25 protein-coding genes and 5 pseudogenes are annotated in these 17,402 nt (G+C 55.0%); 14 read left to right on the forward strand and 16 right to left on the reverse strand.

Annotation, left to right across the window (positions count from 1 at the left end):
* Window positions 1-217: 217 nt before the first annotated feature.
* Together HQRW_RS10960 and HQRW_RS15910 are read right to left on the reverse strand one after the other, a co-directional pair.
* Window positions 218-430 (reverse strand): annotated as a pseudogene (locus tag HQRW_RS10960) (IS66 family transposase); the annotation flags it as partial.
* A 194-nt stretch (window positions 431-624) separates the two neighbouring features.
* A complete protein-coding gene (locus HQRW_RS15910; RefSeq protein ID WP_158307759.1) occupies window positions 625-795 on the reverse strand; it encodes a DUF7342 family protein in 171 nt (56 codons plus the stop codon).
* Window positions 796-888: 93 nt separating this feature from the next.
* Here HQRW_RS15910 and HQRW_RS15915 point away from each other — a divergent pair, with 93 nt between their 5' ends.
* The 3 genes from HQRW_RS15915 (at window position 889) to HQRW_RS10970 (ending at window position 1,903) form a co-directional block, all read left to right on the forward strand.
* The gene (locus HQRW_RS15915; protein ID WP_158307760.1) at window positions 889-1,026 is read left to right on the forward strand and encodes a hypothetical protein; all 138 of its coding nucleotides are present in this window, start codon (window positions 889-891) and stop codon (window positions 1,024-1,026) included.
* Between the two features lie 207 nt (window positions 1,027-1,233).
* Complete coding sequence (locus tag HQRW_RS10965) at window positions 1,234-1,494, forward strand: AbrB/MazE/SpoVT family DNA-binding domain-containing protein (protein WP_014556639.1); 261 nt, start codon at window positions 1,234-1,236, stop codon at window positions 1,492-1,494.
* 1 nt (window position 1,495) lies between these two features.
* Window positions 1,496-1,903 carry a hypothetical protein gene (locus HQRW_RS10970; protein WP_014556640.1) on the forward strand — a complete coding sequence of 136 codons (408 nt, stop codon included), beginning with the start codon at window positions 1,496-1,498 and terminating at the stop codon, window positions 1,901-1,903.
* Between the two features lie 83 nt (window positions 1,904-1,986).
* Here the strand turns inward: HQRW_RS10970 and HQRW_RS15920 are convergent, their stop codons facing one another.
* Window positions 1,987-2,154 (reverse strand): hypothetical protein, encoded by a 168-nt coding sequence (locus HQRW_RS15920; RefSeq protein ID WP_158307761.1) that lies wholly within the window; start codon window positions 2,152-2,154, stop codon window positions 1,987-1,989.
* Window positions 2,155-2,242: 88 nt separating this feature from the next.
* Here HQRW_RS15920 and HQRW_RS10980 point away from each other — a divergent pair, with 88 nt between their 5' ends.
* Window positions 2,243-2,587, forward strand: a complete 345-nt coding sequence (locus HQRW_RS10980; protein ID WP_269448596.1) for an undecaprenyl-diphosphate phosphatase — start codon at window positions 2,243-2,245, stop codon at window positions 2,585-2,587.
* Between the two features lie 268 nt (window positions 2,588-2,855).
* On the opposite strand, the gene HQRW_RS10985 is transcribed toward HQRW_RS10980, so the two are convergent.
* The 3 genes from HQRW_RS10985 to HQRW_RS16275 form a co-directional block, all read right to left on the reverse strand.
* Window positions 2,856-3,098, reverse strand: coding sequence for a hypothetical protein (locus HQRW_RS10985; RefSeq protein ID WP_049892039.1), 243 nt, complete (start codon window positions 3,096-3,098; stop codon window positions 2,856-2,858).
* Between the two features lie 108 nt (window positions 3,099-3,206).
* Window positions 3,207-3,332, reverse strand: a complete 126-nt coding sequence (locus tag HQRW_RS16735) for a hypothetical protein (RefSeq protein WP_269448461.1) — start codon at window positions 3,330-3,332, stop codon at window positions 3,207-3,209.
* Between the two features lie 70 nt (window positions 3,333-3,402).
* A complete protein-coding gene (locus HQRW_RS16275) occupies window positions 3,403-3,690 on the reverse strand; it encodes a DUF7437 domain-containing protein (RefSeq protein WP_197535314.1) in 288 nt (95 codons plus the stop codon).
* Window positions 3,691-4,028: 338 nt separating this feature from the next.
* On the opposite strand from HQRW_RS16275, the gene HQRW_RS10995 reads away from it, so the two are divergent.
* The 6 genes from HQRW_RS10995 to HQRW_RS11020 all read left to right on the forward strand — a co-directional run bounded on the left by HQRW_RS10995 (window position 4,029) and on the right by HQRW_RS11020 (window position 6,350).
* A complete protein-coding gene (locus tag HQRW_RS10995; RefSeq protein ID WP_014556641.1) occupies window positions 4,029-4,367 on the forward strand; it encodes a hypothetical protein in 339 nt (112 codons plus the stop codon).
* Window positions 4,364-4,666 (forward strand): hypothetical protein, encoded by a 303-nt coding sequence (locus HQRW_RS11000; protein WP_014556642.1) that lies wholly within the window; start codon window positions 4,364-4,366, stop codon window positions 4,664-4,666. The genes HQRW_RS10995 and HQRW_RS11000 overlap by 4 nt, the downstream gene beginning before the upstream one ends.
* A 26-nt stretch (window positions 4,667-4,692) precedes the next feature.
* Complete coding sequence (locus HQRW_RS11005; RefSeq protein ID WP_014556643.1) at window positions 4,693-4,983, forward strand: nucleotidyltransferase family protein; 291 nt, start codon at window positions 4,693-4,695, stop codon at window positions 4,981-4,983.
* A complete protein-coding gene (locus tag HQRW_RS11010; protein ID WP_014556644.1) occupies window positions 4,980-5,318 on the forward strand; it encodes a HepT-like ribonuclease domain-containing protein in 339 nt (112 codons plus the stop codon). The genes HQRW_RS11005 and HQRW_RS11010 overlap by 4 nt, the downstream gene beginning before the upstream one ends.
* 328 nt (window positions 5,319-5,646) lie before the next feature.
* Window positions 5,647-5,922 carry a hypothetical protein gene (locus tag HQRW_RS11015; protein WP_014556645.1) on the forward strand — a complete coding sequence of 92 codons (276 nt, stop codon included), beginning with the start codon at window positions 5,647-5,649 and terminating at the stop codon, window positions 5,920-5,922.
* Window positions 5,919-6,350 (forward strand): type II toxin-antitoxin system VapC family toxin, encoded by a 432-nt coding sequence (locus HQRW_RS11020; RefSeq protein WP_014556646.1) that lies wholly within the window; start codon window positions 5,919-5,921, stop codon window positions 6,348-6,350. Before HQRW_RS11015 ends, HQRW_RS11020 begins: the two co-directional genes overlap by 4 nt.
* Before the next feature lie 53 nt (window positions 6,351-6,403).
* On the opposite strand, the gene HQRW_RS11025 is transcribed toward HQRW_RS11020, so the two are convergent.
* From HQRW_RS11025 to HQRW_RS11035, 3 genes are all read right to left on the reverse strand, one after another.
* On the reverse strand, window positions 6,404-6,835 hold the full coding sequence (locus HQRW_RS11025) for a nucleotidyltransferase domain-containing protein (protein ID WP_014556647.1): 432 nt from the start codon (window positions 6,833-6,835) through the stop codon (window positions 6,404-6,406).
* Between the two features lie 912 nt (window positions 6,836-7,747).
* Window positions 7,748-7,945 carry a hypothetical protein gene (locus tag HQRW_RS11030; protein ID WP_014556649.1) on the reverse strand — a complete coding sequence of 66 codons (198 nt, stop codon included), beginning with the start codon at window positions 7,943-7,945 and terminating at the stop codon, window positions 7,748-7,750.
* 341 nt (window positions 7,946-8,286) lie between these two features.
* Window positions 8,287-11,181: a hypothetical protein gene (locus HQRW_RS11035; protein WP_049892041.1), complete on the reverse strand. Its 2,895-nt coding sequence runs from the start codon at window positions 11,179-11,181 to the stop codon at window positions 8,287-8,289.
* A gap of 572 nt (window positions 11,182-11,753) precedes the next feature.
* Here HQRW_RS11035 and HQRW_RS11040 point away from each other — a divergent pair.
* Window positions 11,754-12,068, forward strand: coding sequence for a hypothetical protein (locus tag HQRW_RS11040; protein ID WP_014556650.1), 315 nt, complete (start codon window positions 11,754-11,756; stop codon window positions 12,066-12,068).
* A gap of 415 nt (window positions 12,069-12,483) precedes the next feature.
* On the opposite strand, the pseudogene HQRW_RS17000 reads toward HQRW_RS11040, so the two are convergent.
* From HQRW_RS17000 to HQRW_RS16805, 4 genes and pseudogenes are all read right to left on the reverse strand, one after another.
* A pseudogene (locus tag HQRW_RS17000) lies at window positions 12,484-12,648 on the reverse strand (hypothetical protein); the annotation flags it as partial.
* Window positions 12,649-12,737: 89 nt separating this feature from the next.
* On the reverse strand, window positions 12,738-13,082 hold the full coding sequence (locus HQRW_RS11045) for a DUF433 domain-containing protein (RefSeq protein ID WP_231852319.1): 345 nt from the start codon (window positions 13,080-13,082) through the stop codon (window positions 12,738-12,740).
* Window positions 13,072-13,470, reverse strand: a complete 399-nt coding sequence (locus tag HQRW_RS16540) for a sugar phosphate nucleotidyltransferase (RefSeq protein ID WP_149031556.1) — start codon at window positions 13,468-13,470, stop codon at window positions 13,072-13,074. Before HQRW_RS16540 ends, HQRW_RS11045 begins: the two co-directional genes overlap by 11 nt.
* A 67-nt stretch (window positions 13,471-13,537) precedes the next feature.
* Window positions 13,538-13,789, reverse strand: a complete 252-nt coding sequence (locus tag HQRW_RS16805; protein ID WP_338042642.1) for a hypothetical protein — start codon at window positions 13,787-13,789, stop codon at window positions 13,538-13,540.
* 189 nt (window positions 13,790-13,978) lie between these two features.
* On the opposite strand from HQRW_RS16805, the gene mntA reads away from it, so the two are divergent.
* Both mntA and hepT read left to right on the forward strand, forming a co-directional pair.
* Window positions 13,979-14,380 carry a type VII toxin-antitoxin system MntA family adenylyltransferase antitoxin gene (mntA, locus tag HQRW_RS11055; RefSeq protein WP_231852324.1) on the forward strand — a complete coding sequence of 134 codons (402 nt, stop codon included), beginning with the start codon at window positions 13,979-13,981 and terminating at the stop codon, window positions 14,378-14,380.
* A 69-nt stretch (window positions 14,381-14,449) separates the two neighbouring features.
* A pseudogene (hepT, locus tag HQRW_RS16810) lies at window positions 14,450-14,811 on the forward strand (type VII toxin-antitoxin system HepT family RNase toxin).
* Window positions 14,812-14,895: 84 nt separating this feature from the next.
* Here the strand turns inward: hepT and HQRW_RS11065 are convergent.
* From HQRW_RS11065 to HQRW_RS11070, 3 genes and pseudogenes are all read right to left on the reverse strand, one after another.
* Complete coding sequence (locus tag HQRW_RS11065; RefSeq protein ID WP_049892044.1) at window positions 14,896-15,093, reverse strand: UPF0175 family protein; 198 nt, start codon at window positions 15,091-15,093, stop codon at window positions 14,896-14,898.
* Between the two features lie 79 nt (window positions 15,094-15,172).
* Window positions 15,173-15,274, reverse strand: a pseudogene (locus tag HQRW_RS16550) (sugar nucleotidyltransferase); the annotation flags it as partial.
* A gap of 116 nt (window positions 15,275-15,390) precedes the next feature.
* Window positions 15,391-16,773 (reverse strand): annotated as a pseudogene (locus HQRW_RS11070) (ATP-binding protein).
* A gap of 282 nt (window positions 16,774-17,055) precedes the next feature.
* On the opposite strand from HQRW_RS11070, the gene HQRW_RS11075 reads away from it, so the two are divergent.
* Window positions 17,056-17,283 (forward strand): antitoxin VapB family protein, encoded by a 228-nt coding sequence (locus HQRW_RS11075; protein WP_014556658.1) that lies wholly within the window; start codon window positions 17,056-17,058, stop codon window positions 17,281-17,283.
* Window positions 17,284-17,402: the final 119 nt, after the last annotated feature.

A 17,402-nucleotide genomic window follows, 5' to 3' on the forward strand; every position in this document is an offset into this window, starting at 1 on the left:
TGAATCCATGAATCAAGAATTCACTGATTCCTAGCCAATCTTGTGAAATATGGGTCTGTTGGAGTAATATACCGCGGAATTCAGCGTTCGAGAGTGTCTAGACCGGCATTAGATGTCTGACGTAAATTTATGAATCAGTGAATCAATGATCGTACTATGACCGAGTCGTAGTTGGATAGCAAGATCAAGATACACCGCTCAGTGATACCTCTCGTTCTTACCGAAGTTCTCTCCCACCTAGAATTGACTGGAGCTGTTCAGGTGGATCAAGTCCTCGTCGTTTCCACGTCGCCAACATCGTTGTTATTGTCTCGTGAATCTGGACCCCTTCTGCCGAACGGAGGGTCCGAAACATCTTCCGAAGGACTACTTGCTCGCGCAGAGCCCGCTCTGCGCGATTATTCGTCGAGTCAATGCCTGGCTCAGACACGCGAAATGCGGAACATAGCAAGCGATTGGGAACTCATATTATCTCGCCTTTCTATCGTTGAGGATGCAATCGAGAATTACAATACATACAGCAAGGACTTCCAACTGTCAGCCTGACTATGGTTGTATCGTCTGATTCATTTGACTCAGCAGCAGCGTCCCATCGCGCCTTTAGCAGTTTCAGTCATCAGTCATCTATTCATATTTCCGGACGATTCCAAGTGTGACAAACTCCTCAAGATGAGTCCATGCAGCGTCCGCCGAGCACTGTATGCAATCGGCGATTATCGCTACCGTTGCGGGGTCACGGAGTCCAAAGGCAACACTGCGGATTCGATTTCGAGTATGTGTCGTTTCTGTCCACACCTCCTGCTCTTTCGTGATTGCTCCATCGGGCGGCGCGGGATCGAATATATATCAGATATATTAGTTATTACCGCAAATATATTTGCAATTGGTATGTTACACGCGCTTTATTCGAAACTCCCAGCTGTCGTTGTGATGCTTCTTGGTTTCAGTCCCCGTGAGCCGATTGGGATATTGATAGATGATCGAAATGCTGAACGGACAATCTCCAGTGTGATTGAGAGTATATGATACGAAGGACGTGTTCGTGTGTTCAGTACTTTAGATACGATCCAGCATTTCGAATCACATACTTTCTGAGCGGTCTTCGTATCACTCTCCGGACGAGAAAACATCCCTTGTCATATTCTGATGTCCTCTCAACGGCGGTATAGATATTTTCGTCAAAACGCAATTACACAGCGCAAGAGTAAGCTATTATAGCAAGTATTACTATATATGAGTGAGTCTACTCGTGTCACAGAGAAGGGTCAGGCGACGATCCCTCACGAACTCCGCGAGAAATATGGCATAAATCCCGGTGACGAGGTCGTCTGGATGGACACTGGTGAGGGGATCGTGGTGAAAAAGCGTACTCGTACCGGCGGACGTGGGATGCTCGTTCCTGATGACACCTCGGATGCGAAGCGTGAGGAGATCGCCGAAGAATTGGGACAGCGCGTTCGAAATCGCCGCGATCGGAACTACGAAGAAGTCTGAGATGGCAGCATACACTACTGACGCCGTCTCGCTGCTGGTCTATCTCGTCGACGCGCTCCCACAGGAGGCTGATCAAGTGTTCGCCGAAGCTGAAGCTGGGGAAACGGTCATCAAGACACCAAGTACAGCGATTGCTGAAGTGCTGTACTCGGTCTCCCGCGACAAGGACATTCGGGGCATCTCTCTCACGGGGACACCAGAGGACGCCCGTCAGGCGCTGGTTGGAAACGGACCGATCTCGGTCGCGCCCGTCGGTAATGCGGAGCTGGCAGAATACGCCCAACTGCTGGACGAGTTCAGCATCCATGACGGCCTGATTGTCGCTAGTCACCGCGCACAGGAGACTGATGCCATCCTCACGACTGACGGTGTTATCAGCAACGCCGGTTACAAGACGATCTGGGAGTAACTTTTCTCTTCTGTGGTTATTGGACTCATCCGAGGATTGAAACCATGGGTTTCCCTACATGTTCTTCTGTGAGTGAACGCGCTCTACCCGAAGTCGGAGTCAATACTGCGACCGGTGACGTACTCATCGCTCCCTATTCGCTCAGGCGCGTAACACGGGGTCTGCCAACCCGCGATGAACACCGGCGCCTCAATGTCGAGATCACTCCATCGGTCCAACAGCGGCGGAACGTCATCCCGGGGTTCGCTCACGCGCGGCTCGCGGTGAGTGTAGATCGTTCCCCTCGGTGGTCGGTGTTCGGTCGGTGGTGGGAGCGACTTCTTGACGATGTCATTGATGATGACAATCCGCACGTTGAACAGCTGGGCGGGATACCACGCCGGAGTGGTCACGTCACATGCGACGACAAGGTCCCACGTTTCGAGTGCGTCTACGAACTCCCTCTTGAAACTCTCGTTCGTGTTATCGATTCCTGCAGCAATCGGTGGAGGGGTTCTTGCCGCAGTCGACTCCGGATTACAGGGACTCACACCGACGGCTGCGATTGCCGCATTCATTACAGCAGCGATTGTTGGATATCTCAGTATTGATCTGCTCTTACGAATCATTGAGCGAGTCGCGTTTTGGGCTGTCTGCATCGGACTTGGGACAGCAGCGATTGTTGGTGGAGTTTTGGTAATCTGAAAGTTCGATCACAGCACGGATAAAGCACCGATTTCAGACGCTTCTTGAACAGTGCTGTATTAAACCGAAACCTTGTGAAACTCATATTCGCCAGTGTGAGGATTCATTTCTCAATCACAATGACTTGATATTTACTTTATGATGGAAGGCAAGCACTGCACGGTGCATATGGGATACAATGAGTCTATATCCACTCCAATTAATTGATTCGGGCATATGACAATACACCGGGCAGTATTAGCTATTTCAACCTAGGTATCCTGACATCTCACCCGAACTGATTAGCAACGAGAGTATCAATGAAATCCCGTCCTTCTATGATCATTGTGGTATCCCCGACACCGACAGCCGTGAGCACGTCCTCAATAGCCTGTTCAGCTTTCGTATCGCTCACGAGCACGATGACATGAGTCGTATCATCCATTGCGTATTGATATGCGAGCCCCGCTAGAATAGTGTCCGTTTTCTCAATGTTATCTTCGGTAACGTCCTTAACAAAAAGATTCAGCATACGCTTCCGGGTTTTATCAACGACTTCAGAAACGCGGGGGATTGAAAAATCGACTCGCCCGGATTCAAGCCACCCAGCATTTTGTGCCGCCTGCGATCGGGTACGCTGCTAAACATACACATTCAGGCTTTCTCCCATTTTCTCGGCAACATGCCTTGGGACATGTATTGAGAGGTTTCGACGCGTTACGAACTGTTCGAACGCACGATACTGTTCGGTATCCGGTCCACCCATAGCGATGAGGACACTACTGTCGATGATGGCTAGGGTACGCTATTACACGGAATCTCTATTTTCGAACCCATCAGTCGATCTGATTAAGATATGGGTCATGTGCCACAGCCTCCTCGACAACATCTTGCAGCGCCGTGAACACAGTCAGCCCCTCAACAGGATGGACACCGAGCTTGTTTGTACCTGTTCGCTGCGTGAAGCCGCCATCTATAATCCGAAGCGTGTAATGGAGCGCGGCAGCCAGTTTGGAAACTCCCTGTCGGTCAACAAACACGCGAATATCCTCGCTCTCGCGTTGTCGACCAATCGCATCAATCAAGACGGGTGTGGCACTGATGACAACATGTTCGGTATCCAATTCAATTGAAGATGAATCGGGTCAGCTGTTACCGTCGTGGGCGATACATCTTCATCTCGAGTCAGGATATCCATTTCTTCGAGTCGTCTAAGATACTTGTATGCGGTTGAGTGCGGCATGTCGAGTTCAGTTTTGATCAGTTCAATCTCGACAGACCTCATTAAGTCCCAGCTCGCGTAGTTCGCGACCCAAGCTTCGGGCACGGGCTTTCCTCATCTCCTTGTGGTAACTACAGTCACAGACGGAACAACGGATACACAAACATTTCTTCGTCAAGAAACTCAGAATCCAGACGTGTGAGGAGATTTAAGAGCCTTTAGCAACGGATTATAATAATCATGAGACGAGAACAGCCCCCTGGCGTGCCAGTGGATGACAACCGTGAGCCATCGCTCCGCGATACCCTCGACGCCGTACGAGGCATGGACAGCCCAGGGGTTACCACCACTGACATCAGAATCATTCTCGGCTGCTCTGCCGACACAGCTCGCCGGCGCCTCGAAATCCTATTTGAGCAAGGTCACGTAGACCGCCGGAAAACCAATCAGCAAACGCTCTGGTGGGAAATCGAATCCGAACACACCGAAGAGCGTGGCGCTGCTGAACATCTTGAACCCGTCGAGGGACCCAAAACAAACGCTGTCGAACTCATTGAAGCTAGCAGAGACGAGCGGTGACTGATCAGTATTCGGTTCCATACGAGGATCCACATCGTATCGTCACAAAACAATTCCGCCAAGTCACAGTCCAACACGGTACTGGTGGTAACACGGTTCGTGGCGCACGACAGCGAGCACGCGTATCCCGCGCGAGTGACCCGCAGTACGATCGCTTCAACAGCGTCACGCTGGACGGGCGTTTTGTGCTAGTCTGTGCACTCGACGACGACGAAATCGTCAGGCTCACAACGGAGTTCGTCCCGGAGGGCGATCACGTCGGGTTCAGGTTCGAAGGGTCACTTGTTGCCAAAACGTAATTACCTAGCACAATCGTAGATGTCCTATGGCAACCGAAGATATCTCAACTCGACTCGCACAGCTCAAACCGAAACTTGAGCAGGAGTATCCGATCAGCGAGTTGGGTATCTTTGGGTCGTACGCGCGTGGTGAACAACAGCCTGACAGCGATCTCGATATACTCGTCGCGTTCGACAAGCCAGTAACGTTGTTCGATCTCGTTCGGTTAGAAAACGAACTGACAGAGGAACTTGGTATTGAGGTCGACCTCGTGACGAAAGACTCGTTGAAGCCACGGGTTGAATCCCGCGTTCGCGACGATCTCGTCATGTTATGACAGCGGTTCTGGACTATCTCGATGACATTCTTGACGGCGTCGAGAAGATCAAGCGATATACACGAGAGATGACCTACGAAGAATTCGTTGACGACTCAAAGACAGTCGACGCAGTACTCCGAAATTTTGAGGTGATCGGCGAAGTAGCGAAGAACGTTCCTGATGAGATCCGTCAAGAGTATGATGATGTGCCGTGGTCAGAAATGACTGGAATGCGTGATAAGTTGATCCACGGATACGCAACCGTCGAATTACAAATCGTCTGGACAACCATCCAAGAAGAGGTGCCAAGCTTAGGAGCACAGATCGAGTCCGTTCGAGACGAAATTGAATGACATCGCAACGCACAGTAGTGTAGTGGGGTCTTCCATGACGTTCGTAATGAACACTTCATGAGCGACCATGGCTACATAATCCGAGAATGCTACGGCTATCTCGGAAGCGCAGGCATGGTTTGCGGCACATCCAGAGTCTGCGAAACACAGCTCGACCGAGACGTCTGAAACTCCTCTCTAGAGTGTCTCTTCTCTGTTGACAACTCTGACTTCTCACGGCGAGGGAGATGTTGTGCGTGAACCACCTCGGGGTCACATCAAAGCCCCGAGGCACTTGCCTGCTCTGTCTGTAGAAACATTTACCAAGTGTTAGATGTAACTCAAATATATGACGACGGCAGTGAAAGTCCACGACGATGCAAAATCTCGTCTCGAAGAACTCCAAGCGGAGATTCGACTCCAGACGGGGTCAGCAGTCACTCAACAGGAGTTGCTCTCGCGCCTCATCGATGACGCATACGAATCACGTGAGGACGTGATCGACTCGTTCCGAGAGTCATCAGTTCCACTGTCACCGGCAGAGAAGGAGGCCATGCGCCGTGGCCGGTTCCATTCAGGCGTTGAAACGGATGAGAGCGATATCGACGACGTACTGTACGGATGACGGTCTTTGTGGATACCGGTGTACTGTACGCGGACCATGACCAAGATGCGTCACGGCATACCGCCGCCAGTGCTGCTCTTGACGCCGTGTACGACGGCGAGTTTGGGCAGCCGTATGTAAGTGACTACATTTACGACGAGGCGGTGACGCTCACACTCAAACGAGGTGGTGCGTTCATCCCCGCACGGCAGCTCGGAGCAAAGCTTAGGGGGGTCGATCCGTATCCGAAGGCATATGAGCTGCTCCGTGTCTCAGCGGCAGTCTTTCAGGATGCTGTCGATGTGTTCGAACGCTACGACGATCAGGCGTTGAGTTTCACAGACGCCACGACGGTCGCGCTGTGTCGTCGTCACGACATTAACGCCGTGTTGAGCTTTGATGACGACTTCGACGGCGTCACGGAGCGGATCGATCCTCGTTCTGTGTGAGCCCATGGTGGGATTGTTCGATCTGTTCGAGTTTGATCCCAACGACGCGTTCGTCAACCACGCAATCCGTCCTCCGCGATCCGATCGATGATCGCCCGCTGGTGACGGCGAAGCGTTTCGCGCTGCTCATCAAATTCTGCTTCGGTGTCCGTCTTGAACTCTTCAAACGCATCTTCATCACCACAAAGGAGTTTGCCGTTCACCACGTCGTGTGCGACGTCCAGTGGGAGCGATTCAATATCGGACACGTCGATGGATGGGAACTCCTCGTGTTGGAGCTCACCAAAGAGTACACACCGCTTTTTGAACCGGTTCCGTTCAGAATAGTCTGCTGTGAACTTGACAGCGATATCAAGATCTGATGAACGCGTTGCTGTTCCCGAAAGCTGTGATTCGAATACAACGGCAAAGACGATGTCCGGATCAGCACAGATCATATCCTTGAGAGCGGAGCGTGTCTGTGACTGATCAGCATTCGGTTCCATACAAGAACCCACATCGTATTATCACAAATTGACATCCTCCTCGGCCTGAAGACGGGAGGAATCCAACGGCACCGTACCGCTGCGTTGAGTTGAGTTGAGTTGGGAATGTCAGGGTTGGGTTGACAGACTCCCAATACCAAGCCACCACACCGTTCGAATCGGTGAGTGACCGGGGCCGGTCGATGGGTAGTCTCCTGGGAGTGCCACATCTCAGCTCTAGCTTCCGCCCCCGCTCCCGGGACTCCTCTCGTTTGTCAGAGTCGGACGCCCACGCCCAGAGTTGTTTGTGCTTCGGGGCGTCCGACACCGACAGACTCAGACTTCAGCGGACACGGACTCGGAGTTAACTTTCACTGCGAGCTTCGCCCGGTGGTTGTTGTTTGCACAGAGGGCACACCCTGGTTCCAGCGTGGGCGGACACTCATACTCATACTTACACTTGAACCGCCAGTTTCGGGCGCTCGGCTACACTGGGGTCGTAACCGCTGGGTCGACATTGACATTCACATATGCGCTGTTTGTGGAGAAAACTGTGTGGAATTACCACTGTGACGGCGCGTATCCACACCGTGCGTGGGATTGCGCCTGCTCCGCGTATAATTCCGCCAAGTCATATTGTATCACCACACTAATGACAGTGTGGACTACCTGCTCTCAGCTAAACTCGTAGCCGGTGTTGCGGGCGTCGACGTATGCGTTGTTGCCCTCTCGATCTGGCACGTAACACGGACCGTGATCCGCTGTGTGGAAGATGGGAGCTTCGATATCCGGTCCGCTTCGCCGGCGTCGATTGCTTCGAGCCGTTCCTCAAGATCGCTACGATCCGGAGACTCGATCCGGACGTGGAGTGTTCGGGTCATGATGTGAGGAGTGGAGTCATGATCGTTTGTCAGTCACCGTACTTGAGAGACGTCACCAGTCGGCACGTTTCGATGTCAGGAGTGCCCCCCGCCATGTGCGAAAGGTCTCAACAAGCCCGGGGTAGTTGATCTCGAACGGTTCCGACCCCAGATGGAGTTCATGAACGCCGTGGTGGGTATCAAACCGGATGGTCGGGTCTGTCGCGTCGACTTCGATCTCTTCTTCCAGCACGGTGATATCATCGCTCATCCACATATGTTAACATAAAGTGTTCACATAACTGTTAGGAATAATCCTAACAGAAACGCTTCGACATGAGTCCGGACCTCGTGGGATCAGGGAGAACACTGCTGAGCAGTCACGAGCAGACTGAAACAATCCTGAGTCCCCTGTCGGTCGCGCCCTGTTAGTTCGTCTTGATCTCGGGAGTGTCGGCCTTGCGGGAGTGCGCACAGATGCGCTCAACGCGCTTCTTGAGCTTGAGCTTGAGCTCGATCTCAGGCTCTCAGCGAATGGCTTCGTCGAATCGTGATAGTCAACTATAGACCATGTTGTCGTGGACGTGACCGTGTCGAGTGTTGGTTCGTTCACTACTGCTCACCTCCATTCGGAAGCCGTGTTTGTCGCGTTGGGACTGCTATCGTCGGATGTGTTGTCGGTGTCGTGGTGTGATAGGGATGGTCGGAATCGGCTTGGATGTCCGGGTGTTGGTACTGTTGTGCATTGCTGTTCGACAGTCGGTTCTTGTCGACGTTGATCATCGGATGCGCGGTGATGTGACTGGTATCTCCGTTAAGTTCGGTGGCAATCGAAGGTGGTGGGTGTCTGTCCCACTCAGCAAGAGTATATTTCCTCATGTGGTCGAAGGGTATGCTTCTCGATCCGGTGGGTGTGGTCGGCTGTCGATATATCACTAGCGGCGGTGCGATCTGATTGCTGTTCGGCGAAAGCCAGGTCGTTACTGGTGGTGTCGGACTTGTTGTGGTCCACCGGCGGTGACCCTCTTGCTGGACTGCAGTTACGCGGTCAAGTTCGCGGACATCGCCAATCCGTCGGTCATAGCTACTTGCGGAGATATCCGCCTGCTCGATTAGCTCCGAGCGACCAACTGGACCGTCGGCTCGCAATAGGGTGGCGTACAGTTTGGTGGCTGTCGGTGTGAGATCGGACCGGAAGCGCTCTGGTGGGAGTGTAGCCGCTGCGCGTTCGACGTCCGCAGGCGTTGAGGTTGGGGAGTGTGACTCGGACTCGTTCAGCGCTCGCAGCAGGCTCTCTACGACATCGTATGGACACGCTCTGTGTGTGCCCGACAGACCGAACGAGCGCAGACAGAGCCGCACCAGTCGCTGTTGCTCGCGAGGTGTCCACCGAATGTCGTGGGTCATTGCAATCTCGGTGATCACCTGCCGGATGGCGGGGTACGTCGTCCCGTCGACGACAGGGATCTCAAGCGGTGGTACTTGCTCAATCCCCTCGGCGATTGATTGTCGGACGGTGGCGAGTTCACGTGCGAGCGTCGTGGTAATTTCGTCGTGAAGCGCGGTGATGGTCGGGCCCGAAAGTACCCATGACATGGTGAGATTCATCGTCGCGTCGTCATCAGTCTCATAGGGAAGTCGTCGGCACAACTTTGCGGGTCGTTCCTCGAACAACATGCGATAGCCTGAGTGAATCCCGCAGATGGACTGTTTGGGAGCTGTCTTACTGAGAAACGCACAGAGATTCTGTCGTTGGGTGGTGTTACGTGCGAGTGCGTCGGTATCGGGAATTCTAATAGTGGTTGTCAGGTCGATACCAACCGCGTGATACAACTGTGTCGCCGAGGCAATCAGTCCATGAAGATCTTTGAACAGGTCGCTTCGGGCGGCTGTATCACCGCTGTGCGTGAGTTCGGCAACTCGTGTAAGCAGTCGATCTCGAACCGTTGTTATCCGCTCGCGCCATGCTCCGTAGGTGGTTTCGGCGTCGCTGTACCAGCCCACCTGATGACCACGGCGGAGAAGTCGGTCGACTGGATACGCCTGGGTTCCGTCATCGATTGCTTCGAACTCGTGACCAAGTCGGGAGGGTGTAAGGATTTTCGAGAGAGCTTTCTCGCTCAGTAAGGCGTTTGCGAGACGTCCCAGTGTAGCGAGGGAACCACCCCACTGGAGCACAATGAGAGCTTCATCGTCAGTGTGGCTGAGGTACGCGACCCGACCATCGTCGAATGGGTGTAGATGGTCATCAACGAGTGTGATGGCATCGTCGTGAGCAACAGTGCTGAATCGTTCGTGGAGATGATCTGGGGCGTTGTCAGGACCAGTGAGCCACTGGACGTACTCAGCATCCCCGTCTGGATCACCAGTCGTCGCCACCCACTCATCGGAAGTCGGTGCCTCCCTGTCCGCCCTGCGGGGCGACACTGTACTTGTGAATTCCTGAGGGGTCGCGGTAAGACATTGATTAAGCCGGCATTGATCTGGATGAACAAGTGCATACGTATCGTCGAGACACCGCCGGACAGCCAGTCGTCCTCGGTTGGTGAGTTGGACAGTGTTATGCTGGTCACGGCGGTCGATCGTGACTAGATCGCGATCTTCCAGATCAAGGACGTATCTACTAATAGTACCCTCAGCAACATCGATCGTGTGGTCATGCGTGAGATCACGGTAACTCCGGGCGTCCCCTGTCTTGAGATTCCCGAGAAGCCGGCGTTTCCCTGGCTCGGTGTCGAGTTCACGGATAGCCTCCCATGCAGCCTCAAGAGTCTCGGTGGCGTGATCGGTGTGATCAGTATGGTCGGTATGTGGGGACCGATCCCGGCTCACAGTAAGATTAAGATGATATTCACTCCAGTGAGGATACCGCTTCGAGAGGTGTCGTTGAACTGTTGGAGAGGCAACAATTCTGACATCGAACCCATCGGCGAGGACAGCAATCGCCGCCAGTGCGCGGACGCCCGTTCGGCGGTCTCTGAGGTCGGTCCACGCGCTGCCATCTAATATGAGTGTGAGGACGGTTGGGTGGTCCTCAAATTCGCGATGGAATGCAACCGGGCCTTTCGCGAGCGCGCCAAGATCTGCGTTGATTGGACCGCGCCCCGTACCAATGCTCGTGACGGTGTCGATGAGAGCCTCCTGTCGATGGCGGTGGTATCTGCTGAGTTCACTGGTGTCTTTGTCTCGATAGGTGAGCGCAAGCGCCGTAATCGCGTGGGTGTATGCAACGGCTTCAGCGATGTCGTCGGTCCATGTGCTCTCTGTGGTCTGCCACGCTGGCAGGGTTTCTGAAAGAAACTGTGAGCTGACACGCCACGGATCGGTGGTGGCATACTCGCGGATGGTTCGCTCGGTATGTGGTCGGAGCTCATCGAGGAGGTCCGGGATCCACTCGGTCAGCCGAGGGGAGACTGCTGAACAGGTAATCCCGTCGGGAGAGAGATTCGTGGTGTGGTCAACGAGTCGAATCCCTCGCTTGCGAGTTACGGGCTGGTGTGTTCGCACAGTCGATCACCGCAGAGTGATGTTCTGTTTGGTCATAGCGCCCAGCATCACTCCGACCCGCCGCGTAAGGAGCCATGATCAAAGCGAGCGTTTTCTCGGATAACTGTAAGCGGCGGGGTTAACTTCTGTTGTGATGGGCGGCTCTCAGCGGAGGAGACATTGTATCTGTCCACAGTGTCTGCGTCAACACTCCGTGTTGTAGCGCACGGTATACAGAGTGAGAGTGGACCGCCGAAGAAAACGTCGTAGTTGTCGGCTAAGTTGATGCACAAATTACAGTCGGAATTATTACGATTCGATTCGCCAATCGTCTCGCAGGATTTAATTCCCGTAGTCCATAATGATAACATGGTTTTGTGGTTGTGCACAGAACCCGTCCCGGTTGGGTGCGACTACACCGCAACCGGGGTTTTTCCACTTTCTCACGAATCGAAGATTCATAGCTCAGGTTCTATACAACATAAATTTGCCTCCAGTAACATATAATTGACGGGAGGATTCGATATGTATCTTAGATGGTGTATAAGTGCTATCCATCCGTAATATACACTGTGACATTGAATATGTGCTCTATGAGGCATTCAGGCAAGTGGATGACTTCGCTTGATGACCGAATTTTAGAGTTTCTTCATGAAAATGACCCAACAACACCCACGAAGATGACTACAGAGGCATCTCTACCTTACTCCAGACAGCATGTTGACCGGAGGTGTAAGAGACTACATGAGGAGGACCTCCTCAAAAACTTAGGCAATGGTGTCTACATGATCACCGAAGACGGTGAAGCATATCTCAAAGGACATTTAGACACTGAAGATTGGCGGTACATTAATCAAGATGGTGAGGACGACGATGGCTTAACTGAAGATACTGGGATAGACGCTTGACACTTGAGCGATGGATACTCTTCTTCGAGATATAATTAAATTCTAGATTGGCGGATCACTCAACTAACAGTGAGTCCACTAACTCCGTCGATTAGCTACTAGACGACACAGTCGGACCGGTAAGAACACTCCTCAAGAGAGGCGATAGGGCGTCTTCGGTACCCAAAACAGATCGCTGATATCAATTCCACCCAGCTCAGCGGTCTCTGTGATGATATTTCCGAACCGTGTCGGCTCGCGAAAGAGACGTCTAGCTGGTTGACGAGGCAATCGTCGCGACAAAACTGGAGCAGGCACACGAGTACACGACTGATCCCACACCGACTCGATCCTTCGAGACGGACGTCACAGATACTGGATCGATGGAGCGTCTTCCGAGCGGTTCTGTATGTGCTCGTCGAAAAATCTCACGACATCACCGATCCGCCGTCCGGCCTGTCAGGCGTATATCACCCCGCTGTGTTCCATCTCTTCGCCTTCGACGAGTGAGAGAAAAATCATCATCGAAGGTCAATAGCATCCAGTCGCGTTCGACCGCGTACAGGAGCTGTTCTCGGTCGGGTTCTCCCAGCGTTCCTTCGTCTCTCGCGGTGTGAAAACTTCACCCGCGACGGCTGAGATCATCAGCGACGGGGATCCAGATGCTCTCGTCACAGTACAGCGGCCGCGTCATGCGGAGGCGGGCTCCGAAGACGAGGTCCGAAAGTCGTCGATATGGTCGTAGTAGTACGCGAGTGCTCGATGGACGTCGCCGAGGCTGAGATCAGGGTACAGTTGTGTGATCTCGTCAGGACTGTACCCGCTGTGTTCGTACGCTGAAGCGATGTCCTCGACACGAATTCCCGTTCCCTCGATTGTCGGCGCGCCGTCACTGTGTTCGCGATCCCGAACGACTCCCATATCATGGAATGACCGAGCAGCGATTTGAAACACGTGATCCGGTCGATCGTGGCGTATCTCATGCCGGTCTTCTGTCGAGAGAGATCCGTGGGAACGACCGTTCTCACTCCCCACGCACCAACTCCGCCGCCCTCTCCACGTCCGCAGGCGTGTTCACGTTCACACGTCCACCGACACGAACCGTCGCCACCTCGTACCCCGCCCGCATCAACAACCTAACAGCCTCGCTCAGCTGGTACTCGTCCTCAACCGACGGCCGGAGCAACGCACACGCATGAAAGACGTCCTCCGGCAGGACGTAACACCCGGTCGTGACCAGCGTCGACGGCTCTGTCGGCTTTTCGACGATCCCCGTCACGCACTCCGTCTCGTCCGTCTCGATCACGCCGGTAGTCGCCGTGACCGCGGGCGACACCTCCTCGACCGCGAGCGCCGCGTCCTCCTCCGCAACGCCCTCGACTGCGGGCGCGACGCTCCCCGTAAAGACGTTGTCGCCGTTCAAAAAAGAAAGATCCCGTCAACGTGCGGTCGGTCTGAAGCACCGCGTGCTTGAGCCCCAGCCGTTCGCGCTAGTGGACATACGTGATCGGGACGCCCTCGAAAGTATCGCTGAACCGGTCAACGATCTGACCTGCCCCGTACCCGACAATCACGATCACCTCGCCGCCCCCCCCCCGTCGACCGCCGTCTCGAAGACGTGCGCGAGGAGGGATTGCCCGGCGATCTCGACGAGTCCTTTCGGTCGGTCCGCCGTCAACTCGCCGAGTCGACTCCCTCGCCCGGCGACCGGGATGACCGTGTCCATACGCGAGACGCCACACGCCGGTCACCTAACCCCATCGACGGGGCTATCGCTTCCCGTGACTTCCCGTGACCTCCCACGACTCTCGCCTGACAACCGATCGACCCGAGCCGACGGACGACCATGCTGTCCACAAACGGTTTTATCGCTCATCACGTAGGGACGCGACATGGTGGAGTCGAATCACAGCGGGTCAGCGATCGACGGCGTGGACGTGGCGGCGATCCGTCGATATCTCGCGGCTACAGATGTCCGCTTCGCGGTCCTGTTCGGCTCTCGAGTCCGGGGTGAGACACACGACTCGTCCGACGTCGATGTCACCCTTCGATTCTCTGAGGAGCTATCCCCGAAAGAACGCTTCCGTCGCCGGAACCGTATCGATGCGGATCTCCAAGAGTATGCGGACGACTTCGTCGACGTGAGCGACATCCAAGACCTTCCCCTTCCGATCGCACGCGCAGCCCTTCAAGAAGGAGTTCGGCTGGTCGGTGACGAACGAGAGATCGCCGCCTACCGTGAGCAGATAGACGCCGAGTACGATCGAACTGCTGCCGATCGGGAACGGAACCGGCGCGAGTTCATCGATCGGCTTGCCAGAGGAGACATCTAGATGGTGGACGAGGATGTCGTCGCGACGAAACTGGAGCGGGCGCACGAGTACACGAACGATCTTGCGGAGATGCGAGGGATCCCGAAGGAGGAGTACGTTTCGGACGTCGTACTACAGCGAGCAGTCGAACGAACGCTGATGAATCTGATCCAGTCCTGTATTGATCTCACGCAACACGTCCGCGCAGCGAAATGTCAGCGGGTGGAACGGCGAAAGACGTGATTCAGGTACTCGGTGAGTTGGAGATCATCTCTCGTGACACACAGCAGAAGATCGAGGAAGCCGTTGGGTTTCGAAATGTTCTCGCACATCGGTACGGAGAAGTCGACCACGACGTAGTGTATGAGGTGCTACACGAGGACCTCCATTGGTTCAAGTTCAAGCGATTCCAGCAGGAAGTCGCACAGTGGCTTCGGGATCGACGGTCGTGAAACGTGGTCTATTCTCGCTCAACCAGACCAGATGTATTCTCACGCGTACTCGATGTCGAGCGTGAGATCTTCCTCAGTATAGTGTCACTCCACCCCACGTTCTCCGAGGAGCCGATGGAACTCTGCCTTCGAAAGACCGGCTAGCTCTCGTGCCTTTCCGAAGGACAGATACCCTTCCCGGTACAGCGACACCGCGAGTTCCTGCCGGACGATCGGTTCGCGATCCTCCGGTGGTGCCGCGATCGCGTCCAACACGTCCGACGGGAGATCGATGCTGCTCATGCCGTTGGATCCGACGTCGTGTTACTTAGTAACGCCGTACGTCCACTCGTCTCGATCACGACGTTTGTTGTCTTGATGCCGTCTCAAAGGCGTGCGCGACCTCAACGAGTCCCTTCGGTCGGTCCGCCGTCAGTTCGCCGAGCCGAATCCCTCGCCCGGCGGCGGCAATGACCGCGTCCACGCCTAAGCGGTCGACCACTCGACACCTGAATCCGTCGGTCAGCCTGTGCACTCCCGCAGTACGTCCGGTTTCGACGCTGCCGGTCCGCGATGCGAACCCGTGGTAGCACCACCCGCTCACCGCTCGGATTCGAACAGCGTCGCGAGCTCCGGAATCCCGTATAGCGACGCGTCGGACCGCTCGTCGACCACGGTTCGTAACTCGTCGGTGAAACCAGTCCGCGAAAAGAGCGCGTACCGCACCTCCCGGTCGGTTCCTTGCCACCGGACCTCCGATTCGAGCGCCGTGAGTCTGTCAAATACCCTGCGACCCACGGGTTCCGTGGTCCACTTACACTCTCCGAGGAGCAAGGTCCCAGTCTCTCGATTGACTCCGGCGATGTCGATCTCCTCGCCGCCGTGCCACCAGCGGCCAACCCGCGAGCAGGAGACGGGAAACGCCGGCGTCCGAACCGCCTGTTGGCACACGGCTTCGAAGGTTCGACTCGTGTGTATTGGTAGCGTCTCGGCAATCGTCGACCTGACCGGAGCCGTCCGCCCCTGTTCGAGCGTTCCCCGATTGGGTACCACGTACCGAAACCAGAACCGAAGGAAATCGTCCGTCAGCCGATACAGTCCCCGGCCGTCAGGGTCCGTCACCGGATGCTCCTGCTCGAGGATCGCCAACTGCGTGAGGTTCTGGAGATACCGGGAGAGGCTGCTCGCGTCGCGGCCGATCTCGTTGGCGATCTCGGTGACGCGTGTCGCGCCACCGGCGATAGCTTCGAGGATCGCCATGTATGTCGCGGGCTCACGAAGTTCTTGGCGTAACAGAAACTCCGGCTCCTCGTACAGGAACTCGCCTTTCGAGAGGATGGATTGCTCGATGTTCTCGAGGAGGCTCAGTTCTGGATCGAACTGTTCGAGATACGCGGGGACACCTCCAAGCACACTATACAGCTGGATCTGTGTCTCTACATCGTCATCCAGGAAGAACGCGCGAGCGTCCGCGAACGAGAGCGGGGCGAGTTCCCACTGTCCGGTTCGGCGCCCGTATAGTGGGCTCTCGTAGCTTAACACGCCCTCTTCCATCATCGAAATCGATGACCCTAACAACACGAGCGAGATGTCTGTCCCTGCGAGTACGTCGTCGACAACGGTCTGAAACACCGACGGGATTGTGTCGTCCTCGTCGACGAGATACGCGGATTCGTCTAACGCTACCACGCACGACCCGTCGACGCGCGCCGTGAGATACTGAAACGCCTCGACGAACCCGTCGACATCCGGTGTGATATCGTTGAACGCAGCAGCGCACTATGCCGCGAATCGCCGAGCGTTGTGCGTTGCGCCCCGCTCGTCACAGAGATAATAGACTGACGTGTCTTCAAGTTCGTCGAGCGCCGACGTCACCAGCGTCGTCTTCCCTACCCGCCGTCGCCCGTATACGACGAGGAGCTGTCGATCGGCTCGTGAGAGATGCGACGCGAGCCATTCGAGTTCCGTCTCTCTGTTTATCATTATGCGTTCGATAATATTATCGTGTTCATAATAGCGTTCGGGTCAGCTGTGGCGACCGTTTTCTCTCGGTTTCAGTGAAAGAAGCCGCCAACAGTTTCAGCGCCAGCGTGTTCCGCGAGTTCGGGGTTGTGAAAACGCATCGGTTCCGGAAACGTCTGGTTGATATCTTCCCGCGACAGGAGTAGTTTAGCCGGTGGACGGGCAGATCGTCGTCACGGTGAACCGTTCGGCGACATCTCCCGCGCCGCTACCAGTTTATGTATGGATACTCACACGTAACGCATGAGCAAGAACATCGCGATCAGCGACGACGTGTACCGCCGACTGAAACGCGAGAAAGGAGACCGGAGTTTCAGCGAGGTGATCGCCGACAAACTCGACAGTGGCGGTGAGATCTCGGACGTCACCGGACAAGGCATCTTCAACGACGAAACGCCTGACAAGGTCGCCAACGAGATCGAGCGGTTGAGCGAGGGAACGATGGATCGAGTCACCGATGAAGATCTGTGACACGTCCGTCCTCGTCAATATCGACCGTGGCGGGGTCGACGAGAAAGTAGCTGCTCTTGACGAAGCGGGCCGACACGCAATTAACAGGCGATCGACGTAATGACCGCGACGCGATTTGA

It is taken from the genome of Haloquadratum walsbyi C23, assembly GCF_000237865.1.
Taxonomy (GTDB): domain Archaea; phylum Halobacteriota; class Halobacteria; order Halobacteriales; family Haloferacaceae; genus Haloquadratum; species Haloquadratum walsbyi.